Annotated in this window: 23 protein-coding genes; 11 read left to right on the top strand and 12 right to left on the bottom strand. The window is 44.0% G+C overall.

Annotated features, from left to right (window positions below):
* Positions 1–60 precede the first annotated feature (60 nt).
* The 5 genes from ABDV94_RS06160 to ABDV94_RS06140 all read left to right on the top strand — a co-directional run bounded on the left by ABDV94_RS06160 (position 61) and on the right by ABDV94_RS06140 (position 2,643).
* Positions 61–375 (top strand): helix-turn-helix domain-containing protein, encoded by a 315-nt coding sequence (locus tag ABDV94_RS06160; protein WP_343605687.1) that lies wholly within the window; start codon positions 61–63, stop codon positions 373–375.
* Between the two features lie 91 nt (positions 376–466).
* A complete protein-coding gene (locus ABDV94_RS06155; protein ID WP_343605686.1) occupies positions 467–946 on the top strand; it encodes an MlaD family protein in 480 nt (159 codons plus the stop codon).
* Between the two features lie 117 nt (positions 947–1,063).
* Complete coding sequence (locus ABDV94_RS06150) at positions 1,064–1,468, top strand: hypothetical protein (RefSeq protein WP_343605684.1); 405 nt, start codon at positions 1,064–1,066, stop codon at positions 1,466–1,468.
* Between the two features lie 50 nt (positions 1,469–1,518).
* Positions 1,519–2,109: a YceI family protein gene (locus ABDV94_RS06145; protein WP_343605682.1), complete on the top strand. Its 591-nt coding sequence runs from the start codon at positions 1,519–1,521 to the stop codon at positions 2,107–2,109.
* A gap of 24 nt (positions 2,110–2,133) precedes the next feature.
* Positions 2,134–2,643: a YceI family protein gene (locus ABDV94_RS06140; RefSeq protein WP_343605680.1), complete on the top strand. Its 510-nt coding sequence runs from the start codon at positions 2,134–2,136 to the stop codon at positions 2,641–2,643.
* Positions 2,644–2,840: 197 nt separating this feature from the next.
* Here the strand turns inward: ABDV94_RS06140 and corA are convergent, their stop codons facing one another.
* From corA to ABDV94_RS06080, 12 genes are all read right to left on the bottom strand, one after another.
* On the bottom strand, positions 2,841–3,791 hold the full coding sequence (corA, locus tag ABDV94_RS06135; protein WP_343605678.1) for a magnesium/cobalt transporter CorA: 951 nt from the start codon (positions 3,789–3,791) through the stop codon (positions 2,841–2,843).
* A 153-nt stretch (positions 3,792–3,944) separates the two neighbouring features.
* On the bottom strand, positions 3,945–4,961 hold the full coding sequence (locus tag ABDV94_RS06130; protein WP_343605677.1) for a ChbG/HpnK family deacetylase: 1,017 nt from the start codon (positions 4,959–4,961) through the stop codon (positions 3,945–3,947).
* Positions 4,962–5,205: 244 nt separating this feature from the next.
* The gene (locus ABDV94_RS06125) at positions 5,206–6,387 is read right to left on the bottom strand and encodes a hypothetical protein (protein ID WP_343605675.1); all 1,182 of its coding nucleotides are present in this window, start codon (positions 6,385–6,387) and stop codon (positions 5,206–5,208) included.
* Positions 6,388–6,481: 94 nt separating this feature from the next.
* Positions 6,482–7,906: a VWA domain-containing protein gene (locus ABDV94_RS06120; protein WP_343605674.1), complete on the bottom strand. Its 1,425-nt coding sequence runs from the start codon at positions 7,904–7,906 to the stop codon at positions 6,482–6,484.
* Between the two features lie 114 nt (positions 7,907–8,020).
* Entirely contained in the window at positions 8,021–8,863 is an 843-nt protein-coding gene (locus tag ABDV94_RS06115) for a DUF2911 domain-containing protein (protein WP_343605673.1), read from the bottom strand.
* A gap of 40 nt (positions 8,864–8,903) precedes the next feature.
* Positions 8,904–9,557: an inorganic pyrophosphatase gene (locus ABDV94_RS06110; protein ID WP_343606274.1), complete on the bottom strand. Its 654-nt coding sequence runs from the start codon at positions 9,555–9,557 to the stop codon at positions 8,904–8,906.
* A gap of 122 nt (positions 9,558–9,679) precedes the next feature.
* A complete protein-coding gene (locus tag ABDV94_RS06105; protein ID WP_343605672.1) occupies positions 9,680–10,804 on the bottom strand; it encodes a mechanosensitive ion channel domain-containing protein in 1,125 nt (374 codons plus the stop codon).
* A gap of 6 nt (positions 10,805–10,810) precedes the next feature.
* On the bottom strand, positions 10,811–12,790 hold the full coding sequence (dnaG, locus tag ABDV94_RS06100; protein ID WP_343605670.1) for a DNA primase: 1,980 nt from the start codon (positions 12,788–12,790) through the stop codon (positions 10,811–10,813).
* 5 nt (positions 12,791–12,795) lie between these two features.
* Positions 12,796–13,215, bottom strand: a complete 420-nt coding sequence (locus tag ABDV94_RS06095) for a hypothetical protein (protein WP_343605669.1) — start codon at positions 13,213–13,215, stop codon at positions 12,796–12,798.
* A gap of 245 nt (positions 13,216–13,460) precedes the next feature.
* The gene (locus tag ABDV94_RS06090; RefSeq protein WP_343605668.1) at positions 13,461–14,429 is read right to left on the bottom strand and encodes a polyprenyl synthetase family protein; all 969 of its coding nucleotides are present in this window, start codon (positions 14,427–14,429) and stop codon (positions 13,461–13,463) included.
* A 238-nt stretch (positions 14,430–14,667) separates the two neighbouring features.
* A complete protein-coding gene (gene rlmN / locus ABDV94_RS06085) occupies positions 14,668–15,747 on the bottom strand; it encodes a 23S rRNA (adenine(2503)-C(2))-methyltransferase RlmN (RefSeq protein ID WP_343605667.1) in 1,080 nt (359 codons plus the stop codon).
* 64 nt (positions 15,748–15,811) lie between these two features.
* Positions 15,812–17,680 (bottom strand): sulfatase-like hydrolase/transferase, encoded by a 1,869-nt coding sequence (locus tag ABDV94_RS06080; RefSeq protein WP_343605665.1) that lies wholly within the window; start codon positions 17,678–17,680, stop codon positions 15,812–15,814.
* Between the two features lie 437 nt (positions 17,681–18,117).
* Here ABDV94_RS06080 and ABDV94_RS06075 point away from each other — a divergent pair, with 437 nt between their 5' ends.
* The 6 genes from ABDV94_RS06075 (at position 18,118) to dnaJ (ending at position 23,712) form a co-directional block, all read left to right on the top strand.
* Positions 18,118–18,795 carry a response regulator transcription factor gene (locus tag ABDV94_RS06075; RefSeq protein ID WP_343605663.1) on the top strand — a complete coding sequence of 226 codons (678 nt, stop codon included), beginning with the start codon at positions 18,118–18,120 and terminating at the stop codon, positions 18,793–18,795.
* On the top strand, positions 18,792–20,063 hold the full coding sequence (locus ABDV94_RS06070) for a HAMP domain-containing sensor histidine kinase (protein ID WP_343605661.1): 1,272 nt from the start codon (positions 18,792–18,794) through the stop codon (positions 20,061–20,063). The genes ABDV94_RS06075 and ABDV94_RS06070 overlap by 4 nt, the downstream gene beginning before the upstream one ends.
* 284 nt (positions 20,064–20,347) lie before the next feature.
* On the top strand, positions 20,348–20,806 hold the full coding sequence (locus tag ABDV94_RS06065; protein WP_343605660.1) for a PepSY-like domain-containing protein: 459 nt from the start codon (positions 20,348–20,350) through the stop codon (positions 20,804–20,806).
* Between the two features lie 53 nt (positions 20,807–20,859).
* The gene (locus ABDV94_RS06060) at positions 20,860–21,630 is read left to right on the top strand and encodes a DUF2490 domain-containing protein (RefSeq protein WP_343605658.1); all 771 of its coding nucleotides are present in this window, start codon (positions 20,860–20,862) and stop codon (positions 21,628–21,630) included.
* Positions 21,631–22,002: 372 nt separating this feature from the next.
* Positions 22,003–22,572: a nucleotide exchange factor GrpE gene (locus ABDV94_RS06055; RefSeq protein WP_343605656.1), complete on the top strand. Its 570-nt coding sequence runs from the start codon at positions 22,003–22,005 to the stop codon at positions 22,570–22,572.
* Between the two features lie 30 nt (positions 22,573–22,602).
* Positions 22,603–23,712, top strand: coding sequence for a molecular chaperone DnaJ (gene dnaJ, locus ABDV94_RS06050; protein ID WP_343605654.1), 1,110 nt, complete (start codon positions 22,603–22,605; stop codon positions 23,710–23,712).
* The last annotated feature ends 161 nt before the right edge of the window (positions 23,713–23,873 follow it).

Genomic DNA, 23,873 nt, shown 5'->3' with positions numbered 1-23,873 from the left:
TCTGTTTGTTGCGTACAAAGATCGTGACTGTTTATGATTCTGTCAATTAGTCAAAAAAAGATGACTACTAAAAAAGAAATGGAAGAGATCACCAATGGATGCCCGGCCGAGTGGCTTTTGAAAACCCTTTCGGGAAAGTGGAAGCCCCAGATTTTCCGCATTGCGCTTTCGGGCCCGATCCGCTTCAATACCTTGTTGCGTCAGATCGAAGGTTCGAACAAGCAGTCATTGGCTGTGGCCTTGAGAGAATTGGAAGAACAGGGTTTGTTGATTAAAACGACGATCAACCTGAAACCGCTCCACATCGAATACCATTTATCAGAAAGAGGACAGTCGCTGATTCCCGTTTTTCAGCAATTGGAGCAGTTGTCTTAAAGAACACGGATTTAAATGAAAATCAGGTTGAATTTAAACACAGAAGTTCTATCTTAGCTTACATTTACCACATTCATAAACTACACGCTCTATGACGAATTGTTTCCGGATTCTTTCGCTTTTATTGCTTCTATGTACTTCCTGTTCATCAGGGAATAAGCTCCATGTGGTATTGAATGATGGTTTTGGAGTAGATGAGGGGGATGAGGTGGAATTGAACAACGTCAAAATCGGGACGATCGATGCCATTCATTTTACCAAAGATTACAAAATCTGCCTGACGCTGACAATCGATGAATCAGTCAAAATTCCGGCAGACAGTAAATGTTTCTTCCTGATCAATGTACTGGAAATCGAACCCGGGAAATCACAACGCTTTCTGACCGAAAAAGACACACTTTTTGCCGTGCAGGAAAACAATTATCCCGTGAATGAACTGATTGATAAAGTGTCCGATTTTATCGATAGTTCGCGTCCGGTGCGAAACCAGGATACGATTATCGAACAACTCAATGAACTCAATACAGAAGTGCATAAGCTCAACGAAAAGATTCGTCCGAAAGGCAAGTAAAACGGGTGGTTTTTAAAATGTTCACCCGGGTAACTATACTCTAGTATACTAGCGAAAAATGCCGTTTTTGTAGGGAAAGCCGATTCAGAGTAGTAAGTTTGTCGCTTTATAAAAGAAATGAACTTTACAAAAGGATTATTATTGGGATTGACCAGCGGGATTTTATCCAGCGGCGTGTGTATTGCATACAATGAAATTTACAGCAAAGCATTCTATATTGATTTCAGCAACGTGCTGACCATTACCGGAATTGTGCTGTCGAGCATCCTGGGCTGCCTGTTGATGGCAATGGGGTATGTGATCATCTCCAAACTGAAAAAACCGGTATTCATTCCGTGGTTGAATGTACTTTACTGTATTTTGAGCTTTGTGAGTGTCATCGGTGTGTTGGGCTTCAAACTGCCTTTGGATGTAGAATTCCCTGAAATGTTCCCGGGACTGGCTATTCCAATGCACTTCTTCCCGACACTTTCCTTCTTAGCGTTGGTTCCGTTCTTTTGGAAATTGAAAACAAGTAATTAATTAACAAACAAGAGGAAGCACTGCTTCCGATAATTTAAAAACAAACATATATGAAACGTCCAGTAACAATTGTAGCAGCTGCTTTTGCAGGTTTAATGCTCTCTTTCACAGTTGCAACTTCTTCTATTTGGTCTTCAGACTCCGTACACTCCCGACTAGGTTTTACAGTAAAACACATGGGGCTTTCTGATCTGAACGGAAGCTTCAACAACTACGAAGTGAAAATCTCCGCAACAAAAGAAGATTTTTCTGATGCGAAAGTAGAAGTAACAGGAGATGTCAACAGCATCAACACAGGAAGCGAAATGCGTGATGGTCACTTGAAAAGTGCTGATTTCTTCGACGCAGAGAAATTCCCGAAATTCACTTACGTGAGCAAGTCTTTCACAAAATCTCCGAAAGTGAAAAACGAATACACAATCGTAGGTGATTTGACTTTGCACGGTGTAACAAAAGAAGTAACAATGACTGCTGTTTACAACGGAACAATCACTCACCCGATGAGTAAAAAAGAAGTAAGTGGTTTCAAAATGACCGGAAAATTCAACAGATTGGATTTCGGTGTTGGAGCTTCAACTCCTACAAACGCTGCTAGCGACGAGATCAAAGTAACTTGTGACTTAGAGTTGGTAAAAGAATAATACATGAAAAAAACAGCTTTTTTTATGTCGGTACTCCTCCTGATCGGGGGAGTATTTGCGTTCACACAGGTTGCGACCTGGAAAGTAGCGAAGGATTACAACATCGAGTTTTCAGCAAAAGGGGTAGACGGAGTCTTCAAAACCTTTTCGGCAACGATCAACTTTGATGAGGCAAAACTGGCAGCTTCCAAGTTTGTCATGACCATTGATGTGAATTCCATCAATACCGGAAATGGCTTGCAAAACAAACATGCCGTAGGTGACGAATGGTTCAACGCGGAGAAATATCCGAACATCAAATTCACCTCTTCTTCCTTCGAAAAAACGGCTTCAGGATATTCCGTAAAAGGAAAACTGCAGGTGAAAGATGTGACCAAAGATGTAACGATTCCATTCACATTCAGTAAATCCGGAAGCAAAGGAAAATTCGTTGCTTCATTCAGCATCGACCGTTCTGCCTACAACGTAGGAAAATCAGGAGGTGATGTAGGAAACAGCATTAAGATAACAGCGACTATCCCTGTTACCAAATAATAGCGTTTTTAGTACAAAAGGTGACTGAACACTGAGCGGAGTCGAAGTGTCAGTCACCTTTTTCATTTAAAGTTGTTTACAAGAATCCGCATTTGGCTCTTTGCGCCCTTTCATTCTTTGCGTTTAAGACAAAAGCATAAATTTAATGAACCGCAAAGGGGCAAAGAACGCAGAGATTGTATTGTAATACCTATTTTCTAAAGCCACTTTTTCCGCTTAAAAAAGAGCAGCGTAAAGGCCGAAGACGCCACCATCAGGATCACCGCTACCGGATAACCGTAATCCCAGTTCAATTCAGGCATGGCCCGGAAATTCATCCCGTAAATACTCGCAATCAGGGTGGGAGGCATGAAGACCACCGAAACGACCGTAAAGATTTTGATAATCTTGTTTTGCTCGATGTTTACCAAACCCATTAACGTGTCTTGTAAGTATTCCAGGCGTTCGAAACTGAACTGCGTGTGCTGCAAGAGCGACATCACGTCCTTCATAATCACCCGCAAGCGTTCGCTGGTATCGTGATCGATGAAAGGAGAGCGCATCAAAGCCGAAATCAGGCGCTGCTTATCGGTAATGCTCTCGCGGATCAGAATCGTGTTTTCCTGCAATTCCGCAATTTTACGGAGCGTTTTTTCTTCCGGATCCGACAAACTCTGCACTTTCCGGTTGATGACATTCGTAATGCGTGTCAAACTCTCAATGTAGTCTGCATCCAGGTCGATACGGGTTTCGAGTAGCAGTACCCAGATTTGCGAACCGGAACGAATGAAATCCTGGCGCGAAACCTTGATTTTTTTCACGACTTCGGCAAAAGACTGCAGTTCCACATTGCGAACCGTAAAAAGTGTATTGCCTTTCAGCAGAAACGAAACCTGGTGAATCCGGGGTTGTTCTTCATCCTTTAAAAATCCGCTGTTTGCCTTGATGGAAACGGCGTCCTCGGAGTAGCGCGAACTACTCTCAATCTCGACGGCTTCCTTGTAAGTTGGCAGTTTTACCTGGAAGAAATCAGAAACATGCTGTTTTTCTTCCTGACTGGCATGTAGCAGGTCGATCCACAAATACTTGCGGTTCGGATCGAGAGCTACTTTTTCAGGATATTTTTCCCAAACCAGTTCATTTTCGTGTGTATAAAATACGCGGATCATAAGCTTGGATTTTGAGTTGAAGACTAACGAACACAAAGATGTCTTTTTTCGCTTGAATTCAGGTCAAATGAACGTTATTTTTCCTTAACACAAAAAAGAGCAGTTCGTTGAAACCACTCTTGTATCATTTGAAGGATGAAAATACCCATCGGATTATTTCCCGGGATGGATCATCCAAACCGGTTTTTCGCGGTCAATTTCCTCCAGGCCTCTGAAAACCGTTCGTGGAGGCTGAACAGGAATATCGGTGTGGATCAGGGTATTGAATTCCATTTCACGCCATTTGAAATACCCGCTGTCAATGCCCGGATAAGTCTGAATCTGGTCGCTCTGATCTTCATTGAGTCCCTTTTGCAGGCGGTATTCGGCATCAGCGAGGTGAAACATGAATTCAGCACTGAAGGTAGCATCTTTGAATGCCTGGAACAGCAATTCGAGGTTTGGTTTAAAAGGTTGGCCGTAAAATTCGTCCACCAGGCAGCTTGGATAAATCAGGTTGAGATCCCGTGCGACCTTGATGCGGCTCTTGGAATCCAGTGCGTTTCGCAGCTGATCCAGCATTTTGAGTTTTACTCCTTCACGAATAGTTGCGTTGAATAGCTTACGATCCCAGTTTTTCACTTCCAGCCCGGCTTTGCGCCAGGTAAGCGGTGCACGCACCGGAATATGATGTTCCGCAGCAACACGGGCATAAGGTTTAAAGAGATTTGTATTGATGTATACCAGTCCGTGGTGATTGGAAATCGAATCGATTTTTTCGTCTCCGAGTAGCTCCTGCAAAATGTTGATTTGGGAACGGAGCTCTTTTTCCAGGTCATCGGGGTCAACCTGGTTGAAGCGGTAGTTTATGGCAGATTTGAAATCCTGTCTTTTCTTGTTCTTGCTGAGTTTGGTCAGGGAGTTTCCATAAAGCATCGTATCGATATCGTTGGAAAAACCGGCCGTAATGCAAAAATGCAAGCCGATGGAAAACTCGAAACCTTCTTTCCGTAAATCAAGCAGTTTCTGAATGCGTTCGGGCAGTTCTGTTTCGCCGTTCCGGTCAAAACGCACGGCAAAACACGCCACAGAGTTGATTTTACCCGCGCGGATTGCTTTGATGATGCCCTGGTCAATGTAGTCAATCGCTCCGTAGTCGTCAGCGGTGAGAATGTATTTGCTGGTTCTCATAATGAAATAGTGTTTATATGTTAAGTTAAAAAAGCAATTTAATTAAAAATAGCGTCCTGAAGTTCAGGTGATTGAATCTTGTTTCTTTGTGTGAATGAAATTCAATCTGTTCAACAATTTAAAGAGTTCAAATAAAACTCTTTGAACGATTCAATTGTATTTATATTTTATGTGAGTCAACATTCATCATCACCTCACATTTTTATGTCTTAACGGTTGGAAAGTGATTACATGCGATTCATTTTCAGTTGGTTGTTTCCGGAATGCTCCGTTTGATCACCGTACGGGGTTCGTCAAAAGACTGCTTCCGGTAAGGGAACACATCCGCGAGCTCACCGCTGAAGTAAAATTCGTAAGCTACCGAACCGAACGTATACTCCGTATTCTTAATCTTGTAGACAGAACCTCCAACCGCCGGATTGGGCTTTGGAGAAGAACGCTGGAACCCGAGATTGAACAGGGAAGCCAGGATTTCAGGACGGTCATCGATCGGGTAGCCGGCTTTTTCCCATTGGGATTTAATCTCCCGCAGGAACAAAGCAGTATAAAGATACGAATAATAATGGTTTTCCCACTGTACCAAACGCTGTAATCGAACATCCAATGTGTCATTTGCTTTAGTGGCATAATTGGCTGTTGAATCAAAATCCAGTAACCGTTCATATTTTTCGCCCGGGTAGAACGGACTGTCCTTTTCTCTCAGGTAACGTTCGATTGTAATGGCTGTTCCGTTCTTGATTCCCGTTACTCCGTAAGACAAGTGGTTTTCCAGGGCCAGAACCTTTAACGGACCGATGTAGCGCTTATAGGATTCCCTGCTGGAATTGAACAAACGAATCTGCTCCCCGACCAGGCAGGCCACGATTAGTCTTGGCTCCACTCCGGTAACGTGATACACCGAATCAATGTACTTTTTGTCCTTGGTAACAGCTTGTTTGAAATCCTGCCATTCGGCAATGTTCATCCATTCAAACACACTTAAACCGGTTGTTTTTTGCGGCGCTTTTTGTTGTTTGTGCTTCCATTTCGAAACGGCTTTGCGATAAGCCTTGTTCTTTTTCAGTAACTGAAGATCTACCGCATCGAGCATGCGTAAGGCCAGCTTTTCGTCCTTGTTTTCGTTGTAAACAGAGAGAATGTAATTGGCATTTTTCGGGTAAAATTCATTGACCAGCATAATCCGGTTCAGCACCTCGAAACGGTGTTTGACCATCGATACCGAATCGACCTTGAAAGATTGGTCATACTTGTCGTGCATTTCGGCAAAATAGCGGTTGTTTGCGTCAACAGATCCGCCTTCATTTGTCCAGTTGAACTTAACGGCAAAATAGGTTGCGGTGAGAATAAAACCATAGGCTGCAAAGCCGTAGAGGAGGATGGTGTAGGGTATTTTGAACCACTTTTTCCTTAAGAAGGAGAATTTCATTGACGTTTCATTTAAAACTGAGACAAAGCTATAAACTAATTATGAATCGGATTGTGTTTTTAATACATCCGGAATCGTTTTTCAAACATTGATTTTATCTGGTTGCTGCTCTGAACGAAGCAATCCGGATTTCCGTTGTCAGGTTGGAATGCGCATCAGCCAGTTTTTGAATCGGAACAAAACGACCGTGACCGGATTCCGCCGCCTGCTGCATCAAAACAGCATCTTTATCTCGTGCCTGAATCCCGACTACGGAGAAAATGACACCGTCTTTGGCATATTTCTGCACCGTTTTCTCGTAATCATCCGAATCTTTATTGAATGCTCCATCCGTGATAACGATTACCATGTTGGCTTTCTTCGGATCGTAGTTTTTCATCACTTCCTTGTACCCGAGCTTGATTCCTTTTCCTCCGGCTGTCATTCCGAGCGGTTTCAGGTTGGAAATGGATTTTTGTAGTTCCTCTTTGTGATCACCGGATGTGGGACTTTGAAATACTTCTGCTGTATTGGAATAGGTCACCAGACCCATTTTGTCCTGAGGCCGCAGTTTGGCTGCCAGCTGGTTCAGGGAGTATTTCATGAGTTCCATCTTTTCACCCATTTTCATGGAGCTGGAGATATCCAGTACAAAAACCACATTGACGTCTTTGAAGTAATCCGCGTCGAAATTTTCAGCAGGAATAGCAGCCAGTTCCGGGATTGTTTTAGCAACGACAGGGTCTACTTTTTCGGTAACCATCTGCTGATCGAGTTGTTTCTGAGCTTCCTGCTTCGGCAACTCTTCCGCAATGTCGATGATTTCCGGTTCCGGCTCGGGAACAGGAGGAGCGGCAAACTTCGGATCTTTTGAAAGCGGAATGGTGATTTCCGAGATTTCGGGACCAACATACACACCGGCTTCTTTGGTCAGATAGCCTTCCTTGCTCACGATGAAATAGAAAAATCCCGGAGGAAGTTTTTCCCGGAACAATCCGAGTCTTCCGGTAATCCACGTACCGCTCGGCTGACCGTTGTGAATGATGCTCACAACCGTTTTAGACAACCGTTCTTTGGTTTCCTTATCGATGGTGATGATTTCGAGTTCACTGGATTTGTTGCCGCGTACCGGTGCAGCGTTGAAATCCGGACATTGAGTCATGTAATTTTCACCGCCGGGTTCTTCGGTCAGTGTTCCTTTCAAATGATACACCACCGGAGCATTGGTCTGATCGCTTAAATGCAGTTTCACTACGTAGTTGAAAGCCCCCGCTTTTTTCGGGTTGACCTGTAAACGCAAATGAATGGACGAATCCGGTGCAATGAGGTCGGAAGTCAACCGGTAGGTCACTTCCGGACTGTGTTCGACCCGTAAAATATAGATTTTGCTTTGCTTTGGATTCCCGATCGTCAGATCAATGTAGCGCTTGGATGAAGCGTCGATTTTTCCGAAGTCAAATACATCGTCGGAAATGGTTTGCTGCGCGAATCCCGTGACCCAGCAGGTCAGTATACAAATAATGATGAACCCAACTCTCATAGTTAATCGACTTGCCCTAAATTACGCAAAAATGCCTTGCAAGAAGAATGCCTGTTTTTTTGTTTGGTTACAGGGACAAAAAAAATCCCTTCCGGTTTGGAAGGGATCTGATGCTTATTTCGACCACTCTTTCAACGAGTCGTTGAACATTTTGGTATAGTTGTCGTACTTCGTTTTTTCCGCTAAAGCCAATCCTTTTTTCGCAGATTCGATCGCTCCTTTTTTGTCGCCCAGTTCTGCCTGGATCAATGATTTGGTGCGTAGAATCCAGAATGCTTCCGGGTTCATGTCGGATGCTTTGGTAGCCCATTCCAATGCTTTTTTCAAATCCTTCTTGTTCTCCAGGTAGTAATTTGCAGCACCGAAATAATCGTTTGCAGAAGGCCCGGCCATCGTTTTGTTGATGTTTGCCATCACTTTTGCGTCTGTTGGGACACTGAACGGAAAAGCAACCGCCGTTTGATCCCATTTCAGGGTCAGGGTAGCACCATTTACAGATTCCAGTCCGTCGATGGAAATGGTGAAAGTTTCAACAGCCTCTTTCAACGCAGTTGGTTTGGCAGAAACTTTCAACGCCACTTTCTTGTCGTCCCATTTCTCCGGAGTTCCCCAGTTGTCCGTAGCCGTGTAGAAAATCAACTCCCAGGAATCTTTCCCCGGCTTGGTGTACAAGGCATACGTTCCCGGCTTCAAGCTGTCTTTTCCGAAGATCAGCGGATCGGAATTGGTAAAGGTCGTGTTTTCATTCGCCCCGGTTCTCCAAATCTCTCCGAAAGGAACGACGTCGCCAAAAATCGTACGTCCTTTTTTACTCGGACGGGAATAGTGAATGCTCACATCCGTCAAACCGATCGTTTGTTCCAGTTTACAGGCAGGACTCGGCTGCGGAGCTAATTGTGCGTTAGAAATAGCGCTGAATCCAAGCGCGAATATAACGGTCGTAAATACATGTTTCATAACAGTGAATTTGAATTATCAGACAAAAAAAATGTTGGGATTAACCCAACAATTTCTCTAGTGCGGAAGCCAGATTATCATCGGCGTTCCCGTATTTGTTTGTATAATCGTTGTGGGATCTTTTGATGACTTCGAAAGCTTCTTCTTTTCCGTAAACGTGTGTGATCTCTACGTTTTTAGCACCTCCATCCAAATCTTTGTAAGTCAGGAAGAAGTGGCGTACGCGGTCAATCACCATTTTCGGCATTTCGCTGATGTCTTCCACCGAACCGTAAGCCTGGTCGCCTTTCAAAACAGCGATGATCTTGTCATCTGCTTCACCACCGTCGATCATACGAAAACCTCCGATCACCTTTGCTTCACACAAGATATTTCCGTGGTTGAATGAACGCTCGGAAAGCACACAGATATCTAACGGATCGCCATCACCAACGATGTCTGTTCTTCCTGTTTTTTCATTGGAAAAAGCAGCAACTTCCGTATCACAGTATGTTTGCGGAACAAAACCATACAAACACGGCATGTGATTAGACAATTTCTGAGGTCTGTCTACCATCAGGTATCCGGAAGACTTATCAACTTCATATTTAATGGAATCCGCAGGGATGATCTCAATATAGGCATTCACGATTGCCGGTTGTTTTTCCCCCATTTCAATTCCATGCCAGGGATGCGACGTAAAACGTTTGCTCATCGCATCAATTAGTGCTTTAACTTCTGCTTTCATAGGGTGCAAATATACAATAAGAATGGTTTTAATTGCGGATAACGAAGCAGAAAAGTATTCGCGTTCGGGAAGAAAACCAATGGCTTAAATTACCTTTCAGAACTGCCCGTTTCGTTTTTGTTATCAGAAACGCGGATATCTCTCTGCGGGTATGGAATCCGGATTTGGTAATGCCGGAACAGGCGGTCGATCTCGAACCGAATCTCCGATTTGCAGATGCTGATGTCCCAGCTTTGGTCTGCCCAGAAAATCACTTCCATTTTCAGACCGTTTTCTCCGAAATCATTCAAACGCACACTCACACCGCTCGATTTGTTTACCAGCGGATGACTTAGGACGGCTTGCTTCAGCAGTTCGGTCACCAGTTGCGTATCGCTCCCGAAAGCAACCGTTACCGGGATGCGGAAACGGGAAAGCGTGCTGCCGTGACTCCAGTTTTCGATGTATTCCTGGGTCAGTTTGGCGTTCGGAACAATGAGGACGTTTCCGTCACGGGTTTCGATTTGGGTTGTACGGACATTGATCCGGATGATTTTGGCAACCATTGGTTCGGATGATTTTCCATCGTTGATTTCCACCACGTCCCCCACGCGGATGCTTCCTTCGAAAAGCAGGACAAGGCCGGAAAACATGTCTTTGAATACATCCTGGAGCCCAAGCCCGATTCCGACCAATAAAGCGGCAGAACCTCCCAGGAAGATCTTGGCATCCACATCCAGAGCAGCAAGAATGGAAACGAAAGCCATGATCGCAATGATGTATTTGGCAACCTGGATGTAAATGTATTCCGTCCCGATTTCCATTCGTTTGGCGCGTTGGAACCGGCGCTGGATAAACAGGCGCACGATGTTCAGAACAACCCGCGACAGGAAGATGATGAGAATTACTAATGCGACATTTCCGAAACTGATTTTGATTTTCGAGGTATCAATGAAGTTGTAATCCAGGAATTCCCCGAAGGTCACAGATTCGTTATTGATATTGAAACTCATGACGGAAATATATCCCGCCAGTGCAAAACCACTTTGGCTTAATAATCTGAACCAGGTTGCTTTTCTTCCTTCCAGGTGAATGTTGGCAGAAGTCAGGTAGCGTTTCACCGAACGGCGGAAGATTTTCCTCAGGACATAAGCTCCGAAAAAGGAGATGGCGATAATGAGGATGTTCCACATACAAACCGCATAGGGGCCTAACCAAAAGAGTGTCTCATTCATAGGCGTTTAATGCAGCGTTTGATTCAGTTTACCCATAATCGACATCTTCACGCGTTCCATCACAATTTGTTCGGAAAGCAAATCCTGGAGTTGTTCGCCGGAGAGATTTTCTCCCAATTCGTTGAGTTCTTTCCGGATTTCATCAATGCGCTGCATGACCCGCAACTTCTTGAATGCGTAAATACCACTCATCACGGTGGTCTTCAGTTTGTCAATCTCGCGGTTTGTGTCGACATTGTATTTGGAAAGCCACTTGGGGCTTAATTCATACTGCTCGGTTTCAATTTCCGTGATCCACTGCACAATTTCCGGGTTTTCGTGGCGAAGCCAGTAGGAAATTTTGTAAAGTGTTTTATCTGCTAAACCATTTACGATCTGCTGGTAGATTTCCTGGAACAGCGGATATTGAAAGGTGAGTTCATCTTTCGACAGTTCGTGATGAATGAGCTCTGCTGCACTGACTTCTACGGTGTGTGCCACTCCGTGTTCGTCGATATGGTCTGTAGTGATCGCAAAAATGCCGTATTTCACCAAAATGCGCATCAACTCATATTCCTCCCGCGCATACGGAGTTTTTATTTCCGTGGCGGTTGTAGCTTGTGGAGTAGGCGTGGTGAAGGTGTCGGTGATTTCCGGATTCTGAGCAATTATCGGCTCATCCAGTTCCTTTGCAATCTGGTTTTTGCGGAGTTTGTTCAACTCGCCGATCACAATGGTTTCGTCCATCCCGAACTGGCGCGCAATTTCCGTTGTAAACACCGAACGCGTAATCTGGTCCGGAATCAGGGAAATGGAATGAACCACATCGCGGATAATTTGTGCTTTCTGGAGCGGATCGTTGTTTCCTTCCGCAAGCAGGAGCGAGGTTTTGAAGCTCACAAAGTCTTTCGTGTTGGCCTTGATGAAATCCATCAATTCGGTCGTGCTGACCTTTTTGGAATACGAATCCGGGTCGTCTCCATCGGGGAATAACACCACTTTGACGTTCATTCCTTCCTCCAGGATCAGGTCGATTCCGCGGAAAGAGGCTTTGATCCCGGCCGCGTCACCATCATAGAGAATGGTAATGTTCTGCGTATAGCGTTTGATCAGTTTGATCTGTTCCTTCGTCAACGATGTTCCGGAAGAAGCTACCGAATTGGCAACTCCGGCCTGGTGCATTGAAATAACGTCGGTATATCCTTCACAGAGAAAGCAATTGTCGTATTTGATGATATCGCCTTTTGCAAAGTACAAACCGTAAAGAATCTCACTTTTGTTGTAAATGATACTTTCCGGCGAGTTGAAATACTTGGCAATTTTCTTGTCCGTAATCAGCGTTCGACCACCAAATCCGAGTACCCGCCCGGAAATAGAGTGGATGGGAAACATCACACGTCCGCGGAAAAAGTCAAAACTGCGGTCTTCCTTCGTTTTGGTCAATCCGACGGATTCGAGGTATTCTTTTTTATATCCTTTTGCGAGCGCGGCTTTGGTAAATGCATCTCCCGAGTTCAAACAGTAACCGAGCTGGAATTTCTTGATAATATCCGCCCGGAATCCGCGTTCTTCGAAATAGGAGAGACCAATGTTCTGACCTTCGTTGGTTTCGTGCATGTTGTGCATGAAATGCTCTTTCGCAAATTCGTTGATGATGTACAAGCTTTCACGTTCCGAAATAGCCGCAATTTCTTCTGCCGACTGCGGTTCATCTTCCGGAACCTGAACTCCATATTTATCGGCCAGCCAGCGAAGGGCCTCCGGGTATGAGAAGTGTTCCTTTTCCATCAGGAAACTCACCACCGTTCCTCCTTTCCCGGAAGAAAAGCACTTAAAAATCTGTTTGGCGGGAGAAACCATGAATGATGGCGTTCGCTCATCGACAAACGGACTGAGTCCCTTGAGGTTGGAGCCGGATTTTTTCAGGTTCACAAATTCCCCGATAACTTCCTCAATCCGGGAAGCCTGCATGATTTCATCGATAATATGCGGGGGAATTCTGGACATGTTATTTACTGTACAATTTCTTTGTTTCCGTAATCTTTTTCGTTTTGAATGGTTCCATCTTCGTTATAGAATTTCCATACGCCTGCTTCTGTATCCATGTTAAATTCTCCGGTATAACGCATCGTCCCGTTCGGGTAACGTACAAAAATGAAACCGTGTTTCTTTCCGTTCACGTATTCGGTCATGGAAAGTTCATTCCCGCGCTCGTCGTAGAAAAACCAGCGCCCGTTACGTTGCTTATCTTTATCTTGTGGTCCGCGGAATTTAATCGCTTTTCTTCCCGGATAGTATTCGGTATAGATCCCGTTTTTGATCTCTACCAAATCCTCCGTTTTCTCTTTTTTAGGAGCTTTTTTCTCTTCTCCGCAACTGCTCACAGCGAGTGAAACCGCAGTAATGAAAATAAGACCGAATAATTGCTTCATGCTTGCTTTAATATAAATTCAAAGATACTTAATCCCGATAATTATCGGAGTGCAAAAACGCACATATCTTTTCAGAACGTAAATTTTCGGATACAAGTTGAATATAAATTGAAAATGGAGAATTCAAAATGGAGAAGATTGGTTGGATGCTGACTGAGCGGCTTGTGGTGAGTTTGCCGAACTAAGTCGAAGGCTGCATCCAATCAATCGGGCTGTCAATGCCTTCTCAATGATCCCTTTTCAATTTATTTGTCTCTGGTAACGGTGTACTCCACCAAGCCGATCAGTGCCCGTTTGGATTCGGAGTCCGGAATATCAGTCAGCAAATTCAACGCTTCTGCTTTCAATTCCAGCATGCGCTTGTGTGCATATTCGATTCCGCCGGCTTCAATGACCAAATGGATGGCGCGTTGTACGTATTTCTTCTCTTCGTTGTGGTTTTTCACAATGTTCATGAGTTCTTTCCGAACGGCAGGATCGCTGTGGCGAAGTGCATAAATGAGCGGAAGTGTCATTTTGCGTTCACGGATGTCATTTCCGGTTGGTTTCCCGATGTTTCCGGGAGTTCCATAGTCAAAAATATCGTCTTTTACCTGGAAAGCAAGCCCGACCAATTCACCGAAGAGACGCATGCGGTCTGCCATGTCTTCGCGGTCAACGGAAGCAGCGGCTGATTCACAAACGGTTGCAATCAAACTCGCTGTTTTCTGGCGGATGACATCAAAATAGACTTCTTCCGTAATATCCAGTTTGCGGGCTTTTTCGATCTGGAGCAATTCTCCTTCACTCATTTCGCGGACGGCACGCGCCACAATCTGAAGTGCACGGATATTGTCATTTTCCAGGGAATGGAGCAATACCCGCGACAGCATGTAGTCACCGACGAGTACAGCAATTTTGTTTTTCCACAAGGCATTCACGGAGAAAAATCCGCGGCGCTCATTGGCATCGTCTACCACATCGTCATGAACCAGCGTAGCTGTGTGCAGCAATTCGACCAGTGAAGCACTCTGATAAGTTTTCTCGTTGATCTCTCCAAGCATTTTAGCCGTGAGAAACAGGAACATCGGGCGCATCTGCTTGCCCTTTCTGCGAATGATGTAATGCGTGATTTTGTCCAGCAAAGGAACTTTTGACTTCATGCTCTCATGGAAACGAACTTCGAACAATTTCATTTCGGTCTCAATGGGTGCTAAAATCTCCTTCACTGTCATGAATACAAATGTACTTTAATTCAAAATTCAAAATTTAAAAATTGAAAATAAGTTGGGAGAAAGTTCTGTCAGGACTGGAAAAATTGAAATTTTAGAATGGAAAAGTTTGGGATGGATAATATCTGAGAATGAATAGCAAGTAACTTTGCAACAGCTGATCTTCGAAAAACAAACTTAGAATTCGTAACTCGTAATTCGTAATTCGTAATTCGTAATTCGTAATTCGTAATTAAAACGATTACCCCGCTTTCAAAACGCGTTTGTCGATCATCTTGTTTTTATTCGCTAACTGACCACAGGCAGCATCGATGTCTTTTCCGCGGCTTCTGCGCACGTTGACAATCAGGTTGCATTTTTCTTCCAGGAAACGGGCAAAATCATCTACTTTTTGGCGGTCCGCCTGCTGGTATTCGCCACCGTCGATCGGGTTGTATTCGATGATATTGATTTTACACGGAACGACTTTGGCAAAATCAGCCAGTTCCCGCGCATCTTCCAGTCCGTCGTTGAAATCTTTGAAAATGATGTATTCAAAGGTGACGCGTGACCCGGTTTTTTCGTGGAAATAAACCAATGCTTCGGAAAGTGCTTCCAGGTTATTGGTTTCGTTGATGTCCATGATTTTGGATCGTTTCACATCGTTTGCGGCGTGCAATGACAACGCGAGGTTGAACTTCACCTGATCGTCGCCCAGTTTTTTGATCATTTTGGCAATTCCGGCAGTGGAAACCGTGATGCGCTTCGGCGACATGCCCAATCCGTTTTCGTCAGTCAGGATTTCTGTGCTGCGGACTACGTTTTTGTAGTTGAGCAAAGGTTCCCCCATTCCCATATACACGATATTGGAAAGATTGGTATTGTATTTACTGCTTGCGAGGTTTTTCAGGTAAACCACCTGATCCACGATTTCGCCCGCACTCAGGTTGCGCATCATTTTCAGACGGCCCGTTGCACAAAACGCGCAGGACAAACTGCATCCCACCTGGGACGAAATACACGCTGTCATCCGGGAAGTGGTCGGGATTAAAACGCCTTCGATTACCTGTGTTTGTCCTTCGATTCCGAAAGCACATTTGATCGTTTTATCCGATGAAACCTGCTGATCTTCTACCGTGATGCCGTCAAAATAAAAGCTTTGCTGTAATTTCTCCTGCAAGCCCTTACCAATGTTTCCCATTGCTTCAAAAGAGTGTACCTGTTTCTTCCAAATCCAGTCATATACCTGTTTGGCACGAAATGCAGGTTCCCCCAAAGCAACCACTGCTGCTTTCAGTTCTTCCTGGTTTAAATTCCGGATATTGATCAATTTGGACGACATGTTTACACTAATAGGGCTACAAAGTTACGGCTCTTTTCCCGACAATTCAATAAATCAAAAGAACTTACAATTTTTTATAATCTTCGTAGAGCGTATTCAGGAAATAGGAACAGTTTAATTGTTCGCGTTTGAAGTCTTTCCCGGAGAAAGTACTGTCGATGAAAATCTTCTGCTCCATGTTATAGGTAAAGTTTCCTTTATCCGTTGCCCAGCCATACCCGCGAATAATGGCATGGAACGCAAACAAAGGAACTTTTGGATTCATCAAATCCTTGCTATACGGGTATCTTGCCGTGTTTCCTTTCATTTGGTAGAGTAGCGTTGCAGCAATATCTGCCTGCGATCCGATAACATCCATGCGTTTACCGCGATAGGATTTTTTGATCGGTTCTCCATAAAACAAGAGCGGAATGTGGTAGAACTTCCCTTTTCCCGGATCAGATATTCCCGGAGCAGGATGTCCATGATCGGCAACAAAGACAAAAAGGGTGTTTTTGTACCATGGATATTTTTTACAGTTCTGCATAAACTCACCCAGGCATTCATCCGAATACACCAAAGCATTCATGAAATCTGCTTCTTCACCGGTAAAATGTTTTCCTTTTCCTTTTGGCTGGTCATACGGAGCGTGCGTACTTCCCGTAAAGGCACATTGCAGGAACGGTTTTTTGTTGTTATTGATCTCCCGGATGAGGAATTTATACAAATCCCGGTCGTAGAAATTGAGTTTTCCGCGGGGTAAATCCGAAGGGAAATCCGCTTCGTCTTTCACCACGTCAAAACCGTGATCCATGAAATAACCACCGATGTTCCCATATTTCAGGTCGCCGCTGAAGATGTACGAACTATGATACCCCCAGGCTTCCATGTCTTCATTTAAACAGTGGAGTTTGCGGTACTTTTCAGGCTGCATGGTGATGGACACTTCCGGCAGGGTATAATGTCCGCTGAAAATACTGGAGTTCCCGATTTCAGAAGTAGTACTGGTGGCGTAAATGTTGGTGAATAAAACACCGTTTTTAGTCAGCTTATCAAAATTCGGAGTAGCGCCTTTGTTTACGCTCATGCTTCCGATTGCTTCGGCAGACCATCCTTCCAACACAATGAACACGACATTCGGCCGGTTATTTTCCAGGAAATAGTTGGAATGCTCTTTCGGATAGCTGTACCATTCTTCCACCGTTTTTCTTGCCAGTGCTTTGTCTACTTTCGGGATAAATGCATCGATTTCGGAGCGATTGTAAAGCAGGTAGCTCTTTCCGAAAAAATAAAGCGAATTGATCGAAATATCGTTGGCAATCGTTTTATTGGAATAGCTGGATGCGTTGATGTTCAACGGCACAGGCTGAAATCCGCCGCGGAGAAAAATAAAGAAAAGGAAACCAACAATGGCGTATGTTACCGGTAAAGCGCCCCATTCAAAGGCATGCCGGATAGTGACAAGCTCCGGGGTTCTTTTTCGGAAGAATAACCTCGAAAGCACAAGGTACGCTGCGAGCTGAATCAAAGCGTACAAAATGTACCAGAAAATCATCGAATAGTTTGCTGTCCGGGCTACCTCATCCGGGTGGGAAAGGTGCATGAATACGCGCGAAGTAAGTTTGTGGTTCCATTCTCCGTAAGCCACAATTTCGCCGGCCTGAACCAATACCAGGAACACAATCGATGCAACAAGCGAAATCCGGAAAAGGCGTTTCCACCAAACCCAGTTGCTGTAGTGTTGAATCAACCGGAATAAGAATGGGATCGCTGAAAGTCCGGCAGCTGTTGCCAGATCCAGACGGAAAGAATAAACGAAGCTCAACAGCCATTCACCCAGGCCTACATCCTTCAATTTTCCCCAGTGATGGATAGAGAAAAGAATCCGATGAATGTCAAAACAGACAATCCAGAAAATAAGAAGCTTAAAAACATCGCGAAAAGGACGAAGCATGCAATCAGATAATGAGAGTACAAATTTAGGGCTTATTTTTTACGCAGGTATTTTTCAAAGGCTTTTATTGTCGTTGTACTGCCCGATAACTTTTTTCCCGCGCTTCTGTTTCAGAAAATCGGTGTGTTCTTTGATGTTTTGTGGGTGATTCTCCCGCTAATACCGCTGATTTCGCAGATGAATAATCTCTTGAGTTATGCGTGCTACGTTTCTATGTGGTTCTTTTCACGCAGATCATACAGACTTCCACAGACGAGTTCTATCTGAACTATGTGCGCTATGTTGCTATGTGGTTTATTGTTTCCTGCAGATGAGTGATAAAGCTTTGTGCCCTCGCGCGTCTTTTTTACGGTAAAAATGACTTCTCACTGAGTATGCGCTCTCCCGAATACACCAAATTCCAGATTTTTTTCAGATTTTTAAAGGAACTTTGATCTATGAAAGTACTCATTGTAGAAGATGAACCGGAAATGCTCGAATCCATTGAGCGGGCGCTGAAACAGGAAAATGCCGTGGTAGAATCTGCGTCGAACCTGCAGGATGCGCTGGACAAAGCGTTGATTTATGAATACGATTGTATTCTGCTCGACGTGAATTTGCCGGATGGAAGTGGACTGGAATTACTCCAGGAACTCAAAAATCACAACAAGTCGGAAGGAGTACTGATTATTTCCGCACGGAATTCGCTGGATGATAAACTGGAAGGATTGAATCTCGGTGCAGATGATTATTTGACGAAACCCTTTCATTTTTCGGAGCTGATAGCACGAATCCGTTCCATTATCCGGCGTAAGAAGTTTGACGGGAATTCCTTGGTGGAAATCGGGAATATCCAGGTGGATGTGACCAACCAAACGGTTGTGATCTCCGGAAAACCGGTTACGTTGAACCGCAAAGAATTCGCTATTTTGATGTACCTCATTTCAAACAAAGGGCGTTTGGTGCATAAAACTGCATTGGCTGAACATGTCTGGGGAGATAACATTGACGAATCGGACAATTTTGAATTTATCTATTCGCAAATCAAGAACCTGCGGAAGAAAATGAACGACCTGGAATCAGGTATCGAAATACAATCCATTTACGGAGTCGGATATAAACTCATCGAATCGTGAAATTAATTCAGCGTACAGTCATCTTTATGTCGGCGGCACTGCTTATTGCGCTGTCGGTTTGGGCATTCATCTTTTATGTAAACATGATCGATGAGGTGCATGACAGCATTGATGACGGATTGGACAATTCCAAATTGCTGATCATTCACCAGGCGGAACTGGATTCTACGGTGCTTCATAAAAGTAATTTCGACGAAGGAAACTACTTTATCCGTGAAATTCCGGAACACCAGGCATTACGCCATTTTGATGACTATAAGGACACGCTGATGTACATGGAGAATGAAGACGATTTGGAACCTGTGCGCATGCTCACAACCGTCTTTGAAGGAGAAGAACATAAATTTTACCAGCTCAAAGTCATTTCTTCGATGGTGGAGGAAGACGACCTGATTGAAGATTTGTTTTATTCCTTGTTGTGGCTCTACATCACCTTGATTGTGACCATTTTGATCATCAATGTACTCGTTTTAAGAAGTATGTGGAAGCCTTTTTTCGGTTTTTTGAATCGATTAAGCCGCTTTAAATTGGGTAAAAATGAAGAAGTAGCTCCGCTTGAATCCAAAATCATGGAGTTCCAGCTACTCAATACCGTCATCATGGATGTATTGGACAATACGGTCCGGTCTTACCATAATCAAAAACAGCTGATTGAAAATGCATCCCATGAATTACAAACTCCGCTGGCTATTGCATTGAATAAACTGCAGTTACTGGCAGAAAACCCGGAATTGTCGGAAGAACTGGTAAAAGAGGTTTTTCAAACCATCGAAACACTGGAGCGATTGACCCGTCTGAACAAATCCCTGTTGCTTCTCTCTAAAATTGAGAACAAACAGTTTTTGAACGAGGAAAAAATCAACATGAACGAATTGATCTGGTCTGTTTTAAGCGATTTTGAAGACCAGATTGCACACAAAGAACTCGAATTGCATGTGGCGGAAGAAAACCGGCTGGAGGTAAAAATCAATGTCGAACTGGCACGCATTTTACTGACAAACCTGGTTAAGAATGCCATTCGTCATAATGTCAAAAACGGTGTGATAGAAGTCCGGATTGGCGCTAATTTCTTCGAGATAAGTAACTCCGGATCGGAAAAATCATTGGATCAGCAGGCCGTATTCACGCGTTTCTACAAAGAATCCAAAGACAAAGCCTCCACCGGATTGGGATTAGCCATCGTAAAATCCATCACCGATGTTTCCGGCTATCGAATTACCTATGCGTATTCGGCTTCCCAACACCATTTTAGGGTGTGGTTTTCGTAAAACTGGTGTTTTGTTGTTTTCTCCCGCGGATTTCACAGATTACACATATTGCGCAGATGAATTGTTCATGGAGTGAACCTTCGCACTGTTTGCATCTTTGCGTTTCAATCAGGTCTGGTGATCTATGTGCTCTATGATTCTATGTGGTTGAGGAAGTCATATAAATCCTCGTGCCCTTGCGCCTTTGTGGTAAAAAAGAACGTTATTTCCATGCTCTTCCCATTATTCCCAATTCTTTCCCGATTTGCCGGCTAAGTTTGTATCATCATTCAAACAAAAACAATATGAAAGGGTTAAAATTGATGCTGTTAGGTTTTTTGGGAACCGCATTTGTTTCGTGTGCAAGCACCGCCGTTGATCAACAGGAAATTCCATCGGTTGTGATCAATGCAGTTATGACGAAATACCCGGATGCAAAAGACCTCGATTGGGAAATCAAAGGCGATATCTACGAAGCTGAGTTCGATTTGGGAAAAGACGATTACGAAGTCTGGGTAAATAAACAAGGAACGATTCTGAAAGTGGAACAGGAAATTCAAATTACTGCAGTTCCGGCCGTAGTACTCAACAAAGTGAAAGCAGAGTCGAATAACGCCAAACTGGACGACGCTAAGCGCATTGAAATCGGTCAGAAAGTGTACTACGAAATTGAACTCGAGGGAACGTTCGGAGATCAGAAAGTGGTTTATTCGGCCAGCGGAGAAAAACAGGATCCGTCCGTACTGATGAACATTAACAAGTAACAAAAACACGCCGGGACTGAGCGGAGTCGAAGTCCCGGCATTTTTTTATCGCGATGAAACAAGGTATTCTCTTTTTGGTTTTGAGTTGTTCCCTGTCTGTTTTCGGGCAGTTGACTCCTCCTGGATTGGGTAGTAATTCGAAAATGAATCTCTGGTTCGCAGTTGGTTTGGATCAGCAGCTGGATTCAGCGGGAAGATTCCGTTCGATGACTTATATGGGAATCGCCGGACAAAGTACTGTCGATAACTCCAATGTCTTTGACCGGCTGGGAATCCTGGTGGTGAATGAGGAAGTAAAATTCGCGTTCAAACCCACCTGGAGCGTTTCTTTGGCTGCTAGTTACCGTCATCAGAATGAATACGAAAAAGTATCCCCTTATTTAGCCGCCGAAGACAAATTCAAACAGGAATTCCGGCTTTATTCCCGGATTACAAAAAGCTGGAAGAAAAAATGGATTCCTTCTGTTACATTCAGACAGGAATATCGGAGATTCTATAATCCCGAATTCAGAGAGTGGAAAGTGTCTACTGCATTTCGTTCCCGCTTGAAGTTTCAAAGTCAGTTTGCGCTTAGCCGCAATGAACGCCTGGAACTGATTGCCGGTTGTGAGTTCTTGTTTTCCACCGAATTTGAAGAAGAAACACAGCAGTGGGAACATTTTGAATACGGAGAAACCCGTCTTTCGGCAGTGTTTACCTATAAATCCAAAGATGAAAAATGGACTTATGGAATCGGGTATATGGACGATTTGCTGCACGTAGATGCAGGAGAAAAATCGGTCAATTACATCACCTTAAGTATCGTTGCCACCGATCTTTTTTGAAAGAAAGCAGTATAAGTATAAAGTGATAATTTTTCAAATGTATGAGAGTCTTCACATCGTTCAAAAAGAAGAAAGGTTCAAAAAAATTGTAAATTGATTATTTGAACTTTTGAACTTTTGAACTTTTGAACTTTTGAACTTTTGAACTTTTGAACTTTTTTATACTACTAAACCCCATTTGCCGATAAAAACTTCCAATCACCGGTATCTTCAGGCAACGCATAAGGTAAAACAATCAGTATTGCCACTTTTTCCGTTCCCTTTTTTCATGAACCACCCCAAAATCGGTTTTTCTGTCAGTTTCCCTGTCACCTTGTCGCTTTTCCCGTAATGGCAAGGTCCTTGACTAAGAGAAACAAAAAAATCAACAAAATGGCAGAAGAAGGAATTCAAAACGAAGAATTTAACCAGGATACTGACGCTCAAAACCAGGGAAACCAGAGTGAAGCAGTGAATGAGCAGCTGGAAAATGCTGACAATTCGTCAGAAACATCGGCTGCATCCTCAGCTGAAGATCAGGTTGCTGCCTTGAACGACAAATACTTACGTCTGTATTCGGAATTTGACAATTACCGTAAACGTACCAATAAAGAAAAGCTCGAATTAATCTCAACTGCAAGTGCAGGTGTTTTGAAAGATATGTTGTCCGTAATGGATGATTTCGAACGAGCGATTGCAAATAACGAGAATTCTGAAGACCTTTCAGCTGTAAAAGAAGGGTTCAAACTGATCCACCACAAATTGAGAACTAGTCTGGAAGCAAAAGGATTGAAACAGATGGAAGCAAAACATCAGGTTTTTGATGCGGATTTGCACGAAGCGATTGCAAACATTCCTGCACCGTCTGAAGATTTGAAAGGAAAGGTCATCGAAGATGTGGAAAAAGGATATTACCTGAATGATAAAGTGATCCGCTTTGCGAAAGTGGTAGTAGGAAATTAAGAAAAGGTGATTCACGAGAAGTGATTGAATATGGATAAAAGAGATTATTACGAAGTTCTTGGCATTTCAAAGGGTGCGTCGGAAGCAGATATTAAAAAGGCTTACCGTAAAATGGCTTTGAAATATCACCCTGACAAAAATCCGGGTGACGCTGAGGCGGAGGAAAAATTCAAGGAAGCGGCTGAAGCATACGAAGTACTTTCCGATGCGAACAAGAAAGCGCGATACGACCAGTATGGTCATGCCGGTTTGGGTGGAAATGCTGGTTTTGGTGGCGGAATGAACATGGACGATATCTTCTCTCAGTTCGGAGATATTTTCGGCGGTGCATTCGGCGGCGGAAGCTTTGGCGGGTCAAGAGGCGGTCAGCGGGTCGTTCGCGGAACGAACCTGCGCGTTAAAATGAAACTGACCCTGGAAGAAATTGCTGAAGGGGTAACCAAGAAGATCAAGGTTAACAAACTGGTAAATGCAGAAGGTGTTACCTATAAGACTTGTGCAACCTGTAACGGTTCGGGAAGAATTACGCGTGTAGCTCAAACTTTCCTCGGTGCGATGCAGACGCAGTCTACCTGTACAACTTGTCAGGGAGCAGGAAAAATGATTGATCAGAAACCGGCAGATGCAGACAATCAGGGATTGAAGCGCCAGGAGGAAGTGATCGAAATCGAAATTCCGGCAGGAGTAGAAGAAGGCATGCAGTTGAGTGTTTCCGGGAAAGGAAATGCAGGGCCGTTCAACGGAATCCCGGGAGATTTGATCGTGGTGATCGAAGAACAGCCGCATGAAGAATTGCGAAGAGACGGTGAAAACCTCCACTACGAAGCATTTGTGAATTTTGTGGATGCTGTGCTGGGTGAAACAATCGAAGTGCCGACCGTAACCGGAAAAGCAAAAATTAAAGTGGAACCGGGAACGCAGAGTGGAAAAATGCTGCGCCTGAAAGGAAAAGGACTTCCGGTTCTTCAAGGCTACGGACACGGAGATTTGTTCGTACATATCAATGTCTGGACACCGAAAAAGGTAAGTAAAGAGGAGAAGGAAATCCTGGAGAAATTGCGCTCCAGTGAGAACTTCAAGCCGAATCCGGGACAGAATGAGCGTGGATTCTTCCAACGTATGAAGGATATGTTTCAATAAGGAATAGAATTACAAGTGATAGAATAGAAAGAGCCGGACAGAATGTTGTCCGGTTTTTTTGTTTTGAGATGATCAGCATTGGGATGGAAACCCGGATAGACATCCCGCGGCGGCGGGACAAGTTATGTCTATTTTCCCAGTAATAGCAGGGGCTGTATGCA

It is taken from the genome of Fluviicola sp. (assembly GCF_039596355.1).
GTDB lineage: Bacteria > Bacteroidota > Bacteroidia > Flavobacteriales_D > Crocinitomicaceae > Fluviicola.
This window is presented reverse-complemented; position numbering and strand designations above follow the sequence as displayed.

What these genes read in the sequence shown, in the direction of transcription:
- ABDV94_RS06090 (WP_343605668.1), bottom strand. Translation starts at nt 14,429, where the DNA reads ATGACAGTGAAGGAGATTTTAGCACCCATTGAGACCGAAATGAAATTG.
- dnaJ (WP_343605654.1), top strand. Translation starts at nt 22,603, where the DNA reads ATGGATAAAAGAGATTATTACGAAGTTCTTGGCATTTCAAAGGGTGCG.
- ABDV94_RS06060 (WP_343605658.1), top strand. Translation starts at nt 20,860, where the DNA reads ATGAAACAAGGTATTCTCTTTTTGGTTTTGAGTTGTTCCCTGTCTGTT.
- ABDV94_RS06120 (WP_343605674.1), bottom strand. Translation starts at nt 7,906, where the DNA reads ATGAGAGTTGGGTTCATCATTATTTGTATACTGACCTGCTGGGTCACG.
- ABDV94_RS06065 (WP_343605660.1), top strand. Translation starts at nt 20,348, where the DNA reads ATGAAAGGGTTAAAATTGATGCTGTTAGGTTTTTTGGGAACCGCATTT.
- ABDV94_RS06140 (WP_343605680.1), top strand. Translation starts at nt 2,134, where the DNA reads ATGTCGGTACTCCTCCTGATCGGGGGAGTATTTGCGTTCACACAGGTT.
- ABDV94_RS06105 (WP_343605672.1), bottom strand. Translation starts at nt 10,804, where the DNA reads ATGAATGAGACACTCTTTTGGTTAGGCCCCTATGCGGTTTGTATGTGG.
- ABDV94_RS06155 (WP_343605686.1), top strand. Translation starts at nt 467, where the DNA reads ATGACGAATTGTTTCCGGATTCTTTCGCTTTTATTGCTTCTATGTACT.
- dnaG (WP_343605670.1), bottom strand. Translation starts at nt 12,790, where the DNA reads ATGTCCAGAATTCCCCCGCATATTATCGATGAAATCATGCAGGCTTCC.
- ABDV94_RS06160 (WP_343605687.1), top strand. Translation starts at nt 61, where the DNA reads ATGACTACTAAAAAAGAAATGGAAGAGATCACCAATGGATGCCCGGCC.
- ABDV94_RS06110 (WP_343606274.1), bottom strand. Translation starts at nt 9,557, where the DNA reads ATGAGCAAACGTTTTACGTCGCATCCCTGGCATGGAATTGAAATGGGG.
- rlmN (WP_343605667.1), bottom strand. Translation starts at nt 15,747, where the DNA reads ATGTCGTCCAAATTGATCAATATCCGGAATTTAAACCAGGAAGAACTG.
- ABDV94_RS06150 (WP_343605684.1), top strand. Translation starts at nt 1,064, where the DNA reads ATGAACTTTACAAAAGGATTATTATTGGGATTGACCAGCGGGATTTTA.
- ABDV94_RS06080 (WP_343605665.1), bottom strand. Translation starts at nt 17,680, where the DNA reads ATGCTTCGTCCTTTTCGCGATGTTTTTAAGCTTCTTATTTTCTGGATT.
- corA (WP_343605678.1), bottom strand. Translation starts at nt 3,791, where the DNA reads ATGATCCGCGTATTTTATACACACGAAAATGAACTGGTTTGGGAAAAA.
- ABDV94_RS06055 (WP_343605656.1), top strand. Translation starts at nt 22,003, where the DNA reads ATGGCAGAAGAAGGAATTCAAAACGAAGAATTTAACCAGGATACTGAC.
- ABDV94_RS06095 (WP_343605669.1), bottom strand. Translation starts at nt 13,215, where the DNA reads ATGAAGCAATTATTCGGTCTTATTTTCATTACTGCGGTTTCACTCGCT.
- ABDV94_RS06115 (WP_343605673.1), bottom strand. Translation starts at nt 8,863, where the DNA reads ATGAAACATGTATTTACGACCGTTATATTCGCGCTTGGATTCAGCGCT.
- ABDV94_RS06075 (WP_343605663.1), top strand. Translation starts at nt 18,118, where the DNA reads ATGAAAGTACTCATTGTAGAAGATGAACCGGAAATGCTCGAATCCATT.
- ABDV94_RS06125 (WP_343605675.1), bottom strand. Translation starts at nt 6,387, where the DNA reads ATGAAATTCTCCTTCTTAAGGAAAAAGTGGTTCAAAATACCCTACACC.
- ABDV94_RS06130 (WP_343605677.1), bottom strand. Translation starts at nt 4,961, where the DNA reads ATGAGAACCAGCAAATACATTCTCACCGCTGACGACTACGGAGCGATT.
- ABDV94_RS06145 (WP_343605682.1), top strand. Translation starts at nt 1,519, where the DNA reads ATGAAACGTCCAGTAACAATTGTAGCAGCTGCTTTTGCAGGTTTAATG.